This is a genomic window from Mucilaginibacter sp. (assembly GCF_039925265.1).
In the GTDB taxonomy this organism is placed as follows: Bacteria; Bacteroidota; Bacteroidia; order Sphingobacteriales; family Sphingobacteriaceae; genus Mucilaginibacter.
The window spans coordinates 143,756-157,176 of sequence record NZ_JBDSZG010000008.1 but is presented as its reverse complement, the minus strand read 5'-3'; the positions used below and the strand labels follow the sequence as shown (position 1 = coordinate 157,176).

Genomic DNA, 13,421 nt, shown 5'->3' with positions numbered 1-13,421 from the left:
TTTTCGTTTAACGAATATTTTTTATCTATGAATTTTGTGCTTAAAGCTGCGTTCGCGGCTTCCTTGTTCTTATTTTCGGCGTGCTCGTCTGGTTCGGCCGACAAAAAAAATGCTGCTGCCGATTCTCTGAAGCCTTTTGACCCAACCGGATTATTAAAATATAACCCCAAAGGCGCCGATAAAAAAATTGATGATTTTATGCAGCACCTGCATAGGGTTAGCGGCTTTAACGGCAATGTACTGGTTGCCAAAAAAGGAAAGATAATTTACGAGAACGCGCTGGGCTGGGCAAATCACCTCACCCGCGACAGCCTTAAACTTGGTTCGCAGTTCGAGCTGGCATCGGTTACCAAAACCATGACGGGTACTGCTATTATGCAACTTTGGGAGCGTGGTAAACTTAAACTCGACCAAAACGTTAAAGAATTTTTCCCCGATTTTCCTTACGAAGGGGTTACCATCCGCCTGCTGCTTACACACCGATCAGGTATGATGAACTACGTGTATTTTGTAGACGGCATTTACCGCGCAGAACACCGCGACCAGAAAAAGGGACTTACCAATGCCGGGGCTATGGCCATGATAGCGCAGTATAAACCGCCGCGCTACATCGCTCCCGATAAAAAATTCCATTACAACAACTCTAACTTTATGGTGCTTGGGGCCATTATTGAGAAAATTACCGGTAAAAGTTACGCCGATTATATGATGGAGAATGTGTTTAAACCCGCCGGCATGAAACATACCGCTGTTTATTCTAAAGCGGTGTATGATAAAATACCCGTTGATGTAGTTGGGCACGACCGTAACAGCTGGCGCTATTCTGTAGCGCAAAACTTTTTAGATGGCCCCGTGGGCGACAAAGGTATTTACAGCACCGTCGGCGATCTTTACATTTTCGACCAGGCGCTTAGGGCCGGGCGTTTGATAAAGCCCGCCACGCAGGATTCGGCTTACACGCCGCGCAACCCAATGGTACGCGGGCATTTTAGTTATGGCTACGGGTGGCGTATATTTGAATCGCCGGGGCAGGATGTGGTTTACCACACCGGCTGGTGGCATGGTTTCCGTCATATTTATTTGCGCGACCTTAAAAACGATGTAACCATTGTTTTGTTAGGTAATATGGTGAACGGCAGCCTGCTACACCTGGACGACCTGTATAAAATGACAGGTATGCCCGTAGTGCGCAAAGGTGCTTATAACGGAGCTGGCGATACGGAGGAGGATTAAGCTGCAGATGTGCAAATGCGAGGATATGCAGATGTGCAGATGAGGAATTGATAAATAATAATTAGATAACCTGGGTATGCAGTTGTGGGACCAGTGCAAATCATCTGCACATCCGCACATTTGTATATCTGCACATTCAATAATCATGTTCGATAAATTAATGGAAGCCCAGCAAAAGGCTGGCGAAGTAAAGAAACGGCTGGACGCTATCAGCGTAACCGGCAGCGCCGAAGGCGGCAAGATCACCGTGCAGGCCAATGGTAATAAGGTGGTTCAGTCCGTTACTATTGATGAGGCTTTTTTGAAGGAAGCCGATAAAGAGGAACTGGAAGAACTGTTGGTAATTGCCATTAACAAAGCCATGGAACAGGCTGACAACGTTAGCCAAAGCGAAATGGCCGCCATGACCAGCGCTATGTTTGGCGGAATGGGCAGCTTGTTTGGCAAGTAAATGTTATAATGCTGTCAAAAGCAAATTACAGGTTGCAACATTCATTATCTATTCGGTAATTTACACATAAAAATAGCCCTATGAAAGTTACCTACTTAGGCCAGTCGACCATTGAGATGGAGGCTGCCGGAAAAAAATTACTGTTCGACCCGTTTATTACTTATAATGATCTGGCCAAAGGCATTGTTGATGTAGCAAGCCTTAAACCCGATTACATCCTGGTATCGCACGGCCACGGCGACCACGTTGCCGACCTGGTGCAGGTGCAAAAGCAAAGCGGTGCAAAAGTTATTTGCATAGCCGAAATTGCTGGCTGGCTTGGTAAACAGGATATTGATAATGTACACGGCATGAACATTGGCGGTGGCTTTAACTTTGATTTTGGCCGGGTGAAAATGGTGAACGCTGTACACTCCAGCGCCCTGCCCGATGGCAGCAACGGCGGTAACCCCGCGGGTTTTGTGATCTCTTCAGAAGGAAAGAAGATCTACTTCGCCGGCGATACCGCGCTTACTTACGATATGAAATTGCTGGAGGATGAAAACCTCGACTGGGCGTTTTTACCAATTGGCGATAACTACACCATGGGTGCGGATGATGCCATTAAAGCAGCGGCATTTATCAATTGCAAAAACATCATCGGCATCCATTACGATTCGTTCCCGGTGATCAAGATAGACAAGGAAGAAGTAAAAGAAAAATTCATTAAAGCGGGGCTTAATCTTAAGCTGCCTGCTATCGGCGAAAGCTTAGATCTGTAAAAACAAGAACGGCCCCGAAACTTTCGGGGCCGTTCTCTTTATGTACTATTTGTTTAGATCACTGTTCCACTTGGTATAATAGCACGTTTCTTAACGATAACAATACCATCAACTACGGTATAGGTTGGGAAATCACCATCCGGCAGCTTACCGCCGCAGTTGATTTTTACGTCGTCGCCTATGTAGGTGTTTTTATCAATAATTGCGTTGCGCAGGGTACACCTGTCGCCAATACCCATAACCGGGTCGCCGTTGGCTTTGGCAACTGCTATTTCGTCCAGGGTTTGATAATTATCGCAACCCATTACATAGCAGCTATCTATTGTGGTATAAAGCCCTATACGTGTACGGATACCTACAATAGAGCGGGTGATCAGGCTGGCGTTGATGATACAGCCATCTGCAATGATAGACCTATCCAAATGTGTGCCCGATATTTTGGTTGGCGGCAACATGCGCGCACGGGTGTAAATTTGGTTTTTATCGAACAGGTTAAACTGCGGAATGTCATCTGTAAGCCCAAGGTTAGCATCAAAAAAAGATGGGATGGTACCAATATCGGTCCAGTAGCCTTCGTATTGGTAACTAATAACTTTATGCCCCTCTATCGATTGCGGGATAATTTCCTTACCAAAGTCGGTATGGTCATTACCTTCCAGCAAATCGTATAATAATTTACGGTTGAAGATATAGATCCCCATCGACGCCAGGTAAATACGGCCCTGCTCCTTCATTTCCGGGCTTACTTCTGATACCCAGTTCTCGAAACCGGTTTTAGGTTTTTCGATGAACGACGTGATCAGGTTCTGATCATCCGTTTTCAGGATACCGAAACCTGGAACATCATTCACATGCACCGGGATAGTGGCGATAGAGATATCAGCCTTTTTTTCGATGTGCTGCCTAATCATCTCATCAAAATCCATCTGGTACAGTTGGTCGCCCGATAGTATCAGCACGTATTCAAAATCGTGCACGCCCAGGTGGTGCAGGCTTTGCCTAACCGCATCGGCAGTTCCCTGGAACCATCCCCCGCTGGTAGGGGTTTGCTCCGCGGCCAAAATATCCACAAAAGCAGTACTGAACGTGCTGAAGTGGTAGGTATTTTTGATGTGCTTGTTAAGCGATGCCGAGTTAAACTGCGTTAACACGAATATCCTGTCGATACCCGAGTGCAAACAGTTGGAGATGGGGATGTCAACCAATCGGTATTTACCAGCAATAGGCACTGCCGGTTTCGAACGTGTTTGGGTTAGCGGTGCTAAACGGCTACCCTGGCCGCCGCCAAGTACAATGCTGATTACTTTTGATGTCATATCGTAGGAGTTAAACTTTCGTAAAGGTCAATATATTCTTTTGCCGACCGGTACCAAGAAAAATCGAGGCCCATCATGCGCGTCCGCAACAACAGCATTTTTTTAGAGTCGCTGTATAATTCAACCGCCCGCGTTATCGAAATGCTGATATCATCCACGCTAACATTGTTAAAGCGGATGCCATAACCGTCTTCGTCTCCAAAATCAATTACCGTATCTGCCAGGCCGCCCGTGGTACGTACGACAGGTATAGTGCCGTAACGGATGGCGTATAATTGGTTTAAGCCGCAAGGCTCCACACGCGATGGCATCAGCAGGAAATCTGCCCCGGCGTAAATCAAATGCGCCAGCGATTCGTCATATCCAATAAACACATTACAGTTTTGCGGATAAAGGTCTTTCAGCTTTTGCAGGGCCATTTCGGTTTCCGGGTCGCCTGTGCCAAGTATCAAAAAGTTAACCTCATCGCCATGTTGCTGTATGCTGCGCTGTATAGCGGCGGGTAGTACATCGGCACCTTTCTCTACAACCAACCGACCGATGAATACGATAAGCGGTTTATCTGGCGAAAGGTGGAAACGGGTGCACAGCAATTCTTTATTCTTTTGCTTGCCTTTATTAACTGTTGCAGCGGTAAATTTATTTGGCACCATTGGGTCGGCATTGGCATCCCAAACCTCGGTATCTATGCCGTTGATAATGCCATAACCTTTATGTCTTTCAACATAAAACAGGTATTCTAAACCGTTGGAGTTGATGGAGAGCTCTTTTAGGTAATTGGGCGATACGGTAGTAAACCGCCAGCAGCATTTTACTGCTGATGCAAGTGGGTTGATGCCGCCGTTCCAGTCCAGCAAGCCGGTTTTATAAAAGTCGATCTCGGGCAGCAGGTTTAACCGTTCCCAGCCAAAAGCGCCGTGGTATTGCCCGTTGTGGATGGTAAATATAGTTGGGATGTGCGCCAGTCGCGTGTACAGCGCCGAGTGGTACATCATAAATGGTACCAGGCCCGAGTGGTGGTCGTGGCAATGCACCAGGTCCGGTGTTTGGCCGCTCCAGTTTATCCAATCCAAAAAGCATATCTGGAAGGCCATAAATTGGTCCTGCTCATCCGGGTAGCTGTAGATATTTTCCCTATCCAGCAGGCCGGGGATCTTTATTAAAAAGAGCTCGAAGCCCAGTTTATCAGTGGTTTCTTTTAATATTTCGAAATAGATCCGGCGGGTGCCCAATAACGTGGTGCCCTGGAAAACCACATCAAAAGTGTTTTCGTGAACAAACTTACGGTTGTAAAAGGGCATCACTACAGCAGCGTTTTGGCCCGCCTGGTTTTGGTATTTAGGCAAGGCACCAACAACATCTGCAAGCCCGCCAACTTTGGCAACGGGGTAGCATTCGGCACTCAGGTGGAATATTCTCATTCGGGATTATGTTTGGTTAAGGTACTAAACATTTCCTCAAATGAACAAACATATAATTTGAAAAATGTGTTTGAAATGGTGTTATTTTTTAATTAAAACATGCTGATAGTTACCATTTCGGTATTTATCTGAAATAGACGAACGCCTTTGTTGCGGAGTTGGCAATGGGTGGTTTAATACATCAAAATAGGGATGCTAAAATTAGGTTAGGCCCCATTTCTCAAACACCTTCACCACTTCAATATGAGAATACGTTTCGCCGCGATCAGCCTCTTCTATCCCTTTTAATACATCGTTTTGCTGTTCGCTGTATAATTCATCAAACCAATCCGATTTGTTACCCTTCGTTTCTGTTTGGCTTTCCATTTAATAAACTATTAAAAAATTATTTGGGCGTTGCCTGCGGCCCGGGCTCTACACTACAACTTCTCATTTCGTGCTGCTGATAGAAGCAGCTCTCCATTCCGGGGTTTTCGTTACGATCCCTAACGCAAGTTCCTCGCTTTGCTATACTTGTTTTTTGAATTTGTAAGCACAACTTTTACAAGTGTAATCGTCCGCACTTTTAACTCCATTAACAATACAAATCATTCCCAAAATGATAAAACACGCAACAATCCAATAATTGATAGAGAAAAAATATGAGGAAAATAGCGATGCAACTATACATCCAATACCAAAAGTAATTGCAGCAGATTTAACACTTTCAACTTTATAAGATTTGCACGACGGGCACTGAACCTGCTCTTGCGACATATTGAAATTTAATTAGTGTTCATCCTATCAATGCGCCTCCAACCAATTCACACCTGTACCTATCTCCACCATTATCGGTACTTCGGTTTTGATGGCGTTCTTCATGTTTTCCAGAATGATGGGTTTTACTATCTCCACTTCGTAATGTGGCACATCAAAAACCAACTCATCATGCACCTGCATGGTCATCCGCGCATCCAGCTTTAGGGCTTTAAACTCGCGGTGGATGTTGATCATGGCTATTTTGATCATATCTGCAGCCGAACCCTGGATGGGCGCGTTGATGGCATTTCGCTCGGCAAAACCGCGTACTGTTTGGTTGGCAGAGTTGATATCGCGCAGGTAACGGCGGCGGCCCATTAGGGTGGTTACATAACCGTTTTCGCGGGCGAAGTTCATGGTATCGGCCATATACTGTTTTATACCCGGATACTGGGCAAAGTAGTTCTCGATGATATCGGCAGCTTCTTTCCTTGGGATGCCTAAATTTTGCGATAAGCCAAATGCCGATTGCCCATAGATGATCCCAAAGTTCACCGCTTTGGCGTTACGGCGCTGCGTGCTGTCTACCTCCTCAATGCCTATACCATAAACCTTGGCAGCGGTGGCCGTGTGGATATCAATATTATCTATAAAGGCTTGGCGCATGTTTGGGTCTTTGCTTATCTCGGCTATAATGCGCAGTTCTATCTGCGAATAATCCGCAGAAACGATGACGTGATTTTCGTCCCTCGGAATAAAAGCTTTCCTTACTTCCCTGCCGCGCTCGGTGCGGATAGGGATATTTTGCAGGTTGGGGTTATTAGAGCTTAAACGCCCGGTTGCGGCCACCGCCTGATTGTAGCTGGTATGGATGCGCCCGGTTTTGGCGTTCACCATGGTTGGCAAAGCGTCTACATAGGTAGATTTTAGCTTTTGTAGTTGGCGGAAATCCAGGATATCCCTAACAATATCGCTTTTTGCAGCAAGGGATAAAAGCACATCCTCCCCGGTTTGGTATTGGCCGGTTTTTGTTTTTTTGGCTTTAGGGTCCAGCAGCAGTTTTTCAAAAAGTACTTCGCCCAGTTGCTTTGGCGATGCGATATTGAAGCGTACACCCGCTTTTTCGAAAACCACTTTTTCCAGTTTGGCTATGTCAACTTCCAGTTCCTTGCTAAACTGTTTCAGAGTTTCGTGGTCTATGCGGACACCTTCGTGCTCCACATCGGCCAGTACATATATCAGCGGGTTTTCTATCTGGTGCAGCAGGTTTTCGGCACCTACCTCTTTTATCTTCGGCTCAAAAATGGTTTTCAGCTGCAGGGTGATATCGGCATCTTCGGCGGCGTATTCTTTTATTTTTTCTATCTCCACATCCCGCATATTACCCTGGTTTTTGCCTTTGGGGCCGATGAGCTCGGTAATGGAAACGGGTTTGTAATTGAGGTAATTTTCCGACAAGATATCCATACCGTGGCGGGTATCCGGGTCTATCACGTAATGGGCCATCATGGTATCAAACAGGTCGCCCTTCATTTCCACGTTGTACCATTTTAGCATCAGGATATCGAATTTCAGGTTCTGGCCGGTTTTGCCAATTCTCTCGTTCTCAAATACCGGTTTAAACTCGGCTACTATTTTTATGATCTCCTGCTCATCAACCGGCACGGGTACATACCAGGCCTGGTTGTGTTTCACCGCAAAGGATAAGCCCACCAGCTCGCATTGGTTGGCGTCGGTGCCGGTAGTTTCAGTATCAAAACAAAAGGTCTTTTGTTCGCTGAGGATCTTGATGAGTTCGGCACGTTTTTCAAAAGTATCGGCTAAAATATATTCGTGCTCAACCGTGTTGATATTTTTTACTTCTGGCTGGTTCGGCGCTTCGTAAATGTCTTGCGTCTCTACGGTGAGCGTGGTGCGGGCACCGGCTACCGGCTCGCCAAACAAATCGGTTTGTACCGATACGGCGCGGGTTTCAGTAATACTGAAATCATCGCCAAACACACGGCGGCCAAGCGTACGGAACTCCAATTCGGCAAAAAGCGGCTCCAGCAAGTCTTTACTTGGCGCGCACATTTCCAAACCGGCTTCATCCAGTTCAACAGGAGAATTAAGGTTGATGGTAGCCAGCCTTTTCGACATTAAGCCTTGCTCGGCAAATGCCTCCACGTTCTCGCGCAGCTTACCTTTCAACTCGTGACTGTGGGCGATAATGCCTTCTACCGAATCGTATTGTTTAATAAGTGTTTTCGCGGTTTTTTCGCCAACGCCGGGGATGCCGGGTATACCGTCTACCGCATCGCCCCAAAGGCCAAGGATATCTATCACCTGCTCGGGGCGTTCTATCTCCCATTTGGCCAATACTTCCTTAACTCCAAGTATCTCCATTTCGTTACCCATGCGGGCAGGTTTGTAAATGCGGATATTTTCGGATACCAGCTGCGCGAAATCCTTATCGGGTGTCATACAGTAAACCTGGTAGCCTTTCTGCTCGGCTTTTTTGGCGAGGGTGCCTATGATGTCATCGGCTTCGTAACCGTCAGATGTGATCAGCGGGATGTTGAAACCCAGTACTACCTTAAATATATAGGGGAGGGCCTTGCTCAGGTCCTCGGGCATGCTTTCGCGGTGGGCCTTGTATTTTTCGTATTCTACGTGGCGTTCGGTTGGTGCATCGGTATCAAAAACCACGGCCATGTGGGTGGGTTTTTCTTTTTTCAATACATCCAGCAGCGTATTGGTAAAGCCCATTACGGCAGAGGTATTTAAACCGCCCGAAGTAAAGCGCGGGGTTTTACTTAATGCAAAATGCGCCCGATAAATAAGGGCCATGCCATCCAATAGAAAAAGCTTCTTCATAATATTTGATTACACCGATTTTTAATACCGATTACACCGATTGATTTTGATTTGACAGATTGGTGCATGTTTTCAAAAGTACGATTATGTTTTCATCAACTTTAAATCAGTGAAATCATTTTTCATAATCGGTGTAATCATCTAAAACTACATTCCATCGTATGGTCGTTTACCATGCCGGTGGCCTGCATGTGCGCGTAGCAAATTGTGCTGCCAAAGAATTTAAAGCCACGTTTTTTCATGTCCTTGCTTATTGTGTCAGATTCTGGCGAGGTGGCTTGCGGGCCGTTTTTAAGGTGGTTGTCGATAGGCTTTCCATCCGGCATAAAACTGTACAGGTAATTATTAAACGATCCGAACTCCTTTTGTACATCAATAAAAAGCTGCGCATTGCGGATAGCGGCGCTTACTTTGAGCTTATTGCGGATGATGCCGGCATCGTTCATCAGGCGTTCTTTATCAGCATCGGTAAAAGCCGCTACTTTGTGCACATCAAAATCGGCGAATGCCTTACGGTAATTCTCGCGCCTGCGCAAAATAGTTATCCAGCTAAGGCCGGCCTGGGCTGCCTCCAGGGTGAGGAATTCGAAAAATGTTTCATCATCGTGGATGGTCTTACCCCATTCTTTATCATGGTATTCCATGTAAAGCGGGTCGGTTCCGCACCAGCTGCAGCGGGTTATTTCTTGGGTAGATGGCATGATGTTTCGGCTTTAAATTACGCGGGACAAGTTAGTAACTAAAAGCAGAAATTGCTAATATTTTTAGATTTTGCAGCCGTGCATTCTATTGTCTTTCCCATCTTTTTGTGTCAGTCACAAGGTTAACACTATGAATTTTTCGTTCAACCAAAATATCCATTACTCTTTTTATCAACGGCGATTTTGTGCTACTATCGGCCATTAGAGCCATCCGTATGCCCGAATTTTTCAACGCTCTCTGCGCTTGCTTCGCCGAAGATATCCAGTCGCCCAACTCGTTTTTGCCTATTTCAATACTAATTCCCTGTTGCGCGTAGTATGCCGGGCTTTCGGCTTTATAAGTAGCCAGGTATGATTTGAGCTGTGTTAACGGCACACCGACAATATTCATCGTTTCAAAAGTTTCCAGCTCGGCAGGAGTAAACTGCATGTTGTACCTCTTGCCCATGTTTATCAACGTTTGCCTGCGGATATCCTCATCGAAGTCCAGCATTACTTTGCCACGTCCTACCAATATCATCCCTTCGCCAAAGCCGCTTATCCCACAATAAAAACCCGACGAACCGGGCATTTGAATATTTAGAGGTTCGGGGAATTTGGCCCTTGCTTCTGATAAGTACAGCAGCAACAATATAAATGCTGCCGAACAAACGGCGGCAAGTTCTATAGGCACGTAAGGGTATATTCGCCGGGTGCGCATGTGGATTAGGTTTATGCTATAAATTTACATAAAGCAATCGGACTTTTACAACCCATTCAACTCATCCCAATACTCCACAGCCCTGCGATAATGAGGTATCACTATCGAGCCGCCAACCAGGTTGGCTATCATAAATACCTCGTTCATTTCATCGTGCTTTACGCCGGCTTCGTGGCATTTGCCCAGGTGGTATTTAATGCAATCGTCGCAGCGTAGCACCATGCTGGCTACCAGGCCCAGCATTTCTTTTGTTTTTACATCCAATGCGCCATCAGCATAGGTGGTGGTATCCAGGGCGAAAAACCGCTTAATATTGGTGTTGGCGGTGTCCATTATTCTATCGTTCATTTTGGTGCGATAGGCATCAAAATCGTTTATTAATTGTGCCATAAGGGTTTAAAAAATATGAAAGTTAGGGTGTGTGTTGAGTTGATTGAGTACCTTTACGGTCTGTAAACCTAAATCACAAATATGAAGTTTTTTTACTCCCTTGCGCTATTTCTTCTTTCAGTATCTTCTTTTACCTACGCCCAAACCAACTTTAAACCAGGCTATATTTTAAACTTGAAAGGTGATACCATCAGGGGCAACGTTGATGCACGTGAATGGGATATAAACCCCGATATTGTTGTTTTTCGATCGAACACAGACGGGCAGGAAAAAACCTACACCCCTAAAGATATTAACGGCTTCGGCGTAGCCGGGAATGTAACCTTCGAAAAATTTGAGCTGCCAATTAGCTTAGATAATATAGACCCCAATAAAGCATCGGTACATATAAGGGTAAAAACCGAAGTGCGCACCGTGTTTTTAAAAGTAGTAACTACCGGAACGGTTTTGAACCTGTACAGTTACACCGACCTAATTAAACCCAGGTTTATTATATTGGATAACGCGACAAAACACGCGGAAGAATTGATCTATCACGTATTTACCGACGAGAACGTTAGTTTTATAAGATGGGTGCCCCAATACCGGGTGCAACTGCAAGCTTTTGCCGAAGGCGCGAAAGTGGATAATGCTTCATTCAACAAAACGATTGAAAATTCGCGCTACCAGGAAATAGAGATAGCTAACATTGTACGCACCATTAACAAAGATAAAGGCCCGGTTTTTACAGCCGAAAAACTGTTTACTACGAGGTTTTTTGTTGGCGCAAGCTATGTAAAGAGTTCGCTCAGTTATGAATTAAACACCCCGGTTAAAAGAGGAACGGAACATGATTCCGGGATTAAAATAGACGCCGGTATCGACCTCATCTTCAACAAGAAAAAAGGAGATGCTTTTTTCAGGGTAGAGGTTGGTTACAATGAGAATCACTTCAACTTCCTGCTTCAGGACAATTCATTCGTCTCGCGCGACTTCTTTGTAAACTATAAAACCATATCCTTACAGCCGCAGTTTATATATAACGTATATTCAAAAGACAATCTTAAGGTTTTTATAGACGTGGGTTTTATATACAATAAGTATCAGTTTAAAAACTACTCCATTTATAAAAATGGCTCTAATCCGCCGGAGCTGCAACATCCGGGTACTCTTGATTTTTCAAACTCTACCGCCCGTTTATTGCTGAAGGCCGGTGTGGTAGTAGCTAAACACTTTGAGCTGAACGCAGGCTACGTAACAAAATCGGAATTGCCGGGAAGTAATTCGTCACGTTTCGATACGGGTGCCTACCAGGCTGGTGTTAATTTTTTATTTTAGCGGCAAATCAATATACATCACCATGGAAAGCCTATCGCCAAACATCTTTGTAACCGATATTAACAAAACCATTGAATTTTATACCCTGCTGGGCTTTGAACTGGCCATGAGCGTACCCGAAACCGGGCCTGACCTGGTGTGGGCTATGATGGTTAAAGGCAGCGTAACCATCATGTTCCAGTCGATGGTAAGCCTTGGCGAAGAACTGCCTGAGATAAAACGTACTGATGGCGGCTCGCTGTTGTTTTATATTAAGTTGCAAGGAATCCGGGTGTTTTTTGAGGATATTAAAGATAAAGTTACCGTGCTTAAAGGGCTCGAAAAAACCTTTTACGGTGCCACCGAATTCTCCATCCTCGATAACAACAGCTACGTATTAACCTTTGCCGAAGACGAAGCCTAATGATAACCTTTAAACGGCTGGACCATTTCCATGTTTGCGTACCGCCCGAAAGGCTGGAGAAAGCACGCCTGTTTTATACCGAAGTTATAGGCCTGGAGCTTATTTACCGGCCCGATGATCTGTTCCCCTCGGCGGGCTATTGGTTCAATATAGGCAGTGTGCAGCTGCATATTGGGGTGGAGCCTGCTTTGCCGCGTACCATTAGGCATGTGGCCATGGAGGTTACCGATATTGCGGCGGCAAGGGCACAACTAACAGCCAACAGCGTGGAGATACTGGAAGAACCCATCATCCCCGGCAGAACTCGTTTTGCGTTTATCGACCCGTTTGGCAACCGCATGGAACTGCTGCAAATACTATAGTACTACCTGTGGTTGTAGGAATTACACTATGCGATAAAACTTTAGTATATTGCTTTTCCTTTAACGGTTATGAAAATACTTACCCCGGCGATGCATGGAATTGCAGACTACCTGATGGTGCTGCTCCTGTGGTCGGCACCAACGTTTTTTGTTTTGCCCGATGACCTGTCGCGCCTTGCCTACGTGTTTGGTATAGCGCATTTAGCCCTAACCGTTTGTACCGATACCACATCCGGCATATTCAGGTTTTTTTCTATGCCCCTGCACGGGCTGATAGAATTTGGGGTAATCATAATTTTGGTGACTGTAAGCTATACCATTTTTAGGTACGACGAACGCGCAAGGGGTTTCTTCCTTACCTACGCCGTATTACTGCTGGTGCTCTTTTTGGTGACCGACTACACCGACTCTGAAAAACCGGTGAGGAGATTCAGAGGCCCAACTCAAGTGCCGGGTCCCAATACAATTGTTTAAAGTTTTGCACCTGGTTGTCTTTCACGGTGATGCCTTCGTTTGCCAGCAGTTGCTCCATGGTATCGCCACCAAAGTGGAACTTCCCGGTTAGCAGGCCCTGCCTGTTTACCACACGGTGTGCAGGTACCGGCGGGTTTGCCGTTCCGCAGGCCATCATGGCGTAACCCACTATCCTCGACGATTGCTTCGACCCTAAATACGCCGCTATGGCCCCATAGGAAGTTACCCTGCCCTTGGGTATCAGCCGTACTACATCGTACACGTTATCGTAAAAGGTATAATCGGGCATGGGGTGGTG

General features: G+C 45.8%; 15 protein-coding genes. 7 read left to right on the top strand and 8 right to left on the bottom strand.

Features of this window, described 5'->3' with window-relative positions; translation table 11 throughout:
• The first annotated feature begins 27 nt into the window (after positions 1-27).
• The 3 genes from ABIX36_RS02730 (at position 28) to ABIX36_RS02720 (ending at position 2,445) form a co-directional block, all read left to right on the top strand.
• The gene (locus ABIX36_RS02730; RefSeq protein WP_348080629.1) at positions 28-1,233 is read left to right on the top strand and encodes a serine hydrolase domain-containing protein; all 1,206 of its coding nucleotides are present in this window, start codon (positions 28-30) and stop codon (positions 1,231-1,233) included.
• A gap of 145 nt (positions 1,234-1,378) precedes the next feature.
• Positions 1,379-1,684 carry a YbaB/EbfC family nucleoid-associated protein gene (locus tag ABIX36_RS02725; RefSeq protein ID WP_348080628.1) on the top strand — a complete coding sequence of 102 codons (306 nt, stop codon included), beginning with the start codon at positions 1,379-1,381 and terminating at the stop codon, positions 1,682-1,684.
• A gap of 80 nt (positions 1,685-1,764) precedes the next feature.
• Positions 1,765-2,445, top strand: a complete 681-nt coding sequence (locus ABIX36_RS02720) for a metal-dependent hydrolase (RefSeq protein WP_348080627.1) — start codon at positions 1,765-1,767, stop codon at positions 2,443-2,445.
• 53 nt (positions 2,446-2,498) lie between these two features.
• Here the strand turns inward: ABIX36_RS02720 and ABIX36_RS02715 are convergent, their stop codons facing one another.
• From ABIX36_RS02715 to ABIX36_RS02685, 7 genes are all read right to left on the bottom strand, one after another.
• Entirely contained in the window at positions 2,499-3,761 is a 1,263-nt protein-coding gene (locus ABIX36_RS02715; RefSeq protein WP_348080626.1) for a glucose-1-phosphate adenylyltransferase, read from the bottom strand.
• Entirely contained in the window at positions 3,758-5,182 is a 1,425-nt protein-coding gene (locus ABIX36_RS02710; RefSeq protein WP_348080625.1) for a glycogen/starch synthase, read from the bottom strand. Before ABIX36_RS02710 ends, ABIX36_RS02715 begins: the two co-directional genes overlap by 4 nt.
• 201 nt (positions 5,183-5,383) lie before the next feature.
• Complete coding sequence (locus tag ABIX36_RS02705) at positions 5,384-5,548, bottom strand: hypothetical protein (RefSeq protein ID WP_348080624.1); 165 nt, start codon at positions 5,546-5,548, stop codon at positions 5,384-5,386.
• A 417-nt stretch (positions 5,549-5,965) separates the two neighbouring features.
• Complete coding sequence (gene polA / locus ABIX36_RS02700; protein ID WP_348080623.1) at positions 5,966-8,776, bottom strand: DNA polymerase I; 2,811 nt, start codon at positions 8,774-8,776, stop codon at positions 5,966-5,968.
• Between the two features lie 137 nt (positions 8,777-8,913).
• A complete protein-coding gene (locus tag ABIX36_RS02695; RefSeq protein WP_348080622.1) occupies positions 8,914-9,477 on the bottom strand; it encodes a DNA-3-methyladenine glycosylase I in 564 nt (187 codons plus the stop codon).
• An 85-nt stretch (positions 9,478-9,562) separates the two neighbouring features.
• Complete coding sequence (locus ABIX36_RS02690; RefSeq protein ID WP_348080621.1) at positions 9,563-10,177, bottom strand: hypothetical protein; 615 nt, start codon at positions 10,175-10,177, stop codon at positions 9,563-9,565.
• Between the two features lie 45 nt (positions 10,178-10,222).
• Entirely contained in the window at positions 10,223-10,567 is a 345-nt protein-coding gene (locus tag ABIX36_RS02685) for a carboxymuconolactone decarboxylase family protein (RefSeq protein ID WP_348080620.1), read from the bottom strand.
• 81 nt (positions 10,568-10,648) lie between these two features.
• Between ABIX36_RS02685 and ABIX36_RS02680 the strand changes: the two genes are divergently transcribed.
• The 4 genes from ABIX36_RS02680 (at position 10,649) to ABIX36_RS02665 (ending at position 13,123) form a co-directional block, all read left to right on the top strand.
• Complete coding sequence (locus tag ABIX36_RS02680) at positions 10,649-11,884, top strand: hypothetical protein (RefSeq protein WP_348080619.1); 1,236 nt, start codon at positions 10,649-10,651, stop codon at positions 11,882-11,884.
• A gap of 22 nt (positions 11,885-11,906) precedes the next feature.
• Complete coding sequence (locus ABIX36_RS02675) at positions 11,907-12,287, top strand: VOC family protein (RefSeq protein ID WP_348080618.1); 381 nt, start codon at positions 11,907-11,909, stop codon at positions 12,285-12,287.
• A complete protein-coding gene (locus ABIX36_RS02670) occupies positions 12,287-12,649 on the top strand; it encodes a VOC family protein (RefSeq protein ID WP_348080617.1) in 363 nt (120 codons plus the stop codon). Before ABIX36_RS02675 ends, ABIX36_RS02670 begins: the two co-directional genes overlap by 1 nt.
• 69 nt (positions 12,650-12,718) lie before the next feature.
• Positions 12,719-13,123, top strand: a complete 405-nt coding sequence (locus tag ABIX36_RS02665) for a hypothetical protein (RefSeq protein ID WP_348080616.1) — start codon at positions 12,719-12,721, stop codon at positions 13,121-13,123.
• Here the strand turns inward: ABIX36_RS02665 and ABIX36_RS02660 are convergent.
• On the bottom strand, positions 13,080-13,412 hold the full coding sequence (locus ABIX36_RS02660) for an MGMT family protein (protein WP_348080615.1): 333 nt from the start codon (positions 13,410-13,412) through the stop codon (positions 13,080-13,082). The genes ABIX36_RS02665 and ABIX36_RS02660 overlap by 44 nt on opposite strands.
• Positions 13,413-13,421 lie beyond the last annotated feature (9 nt).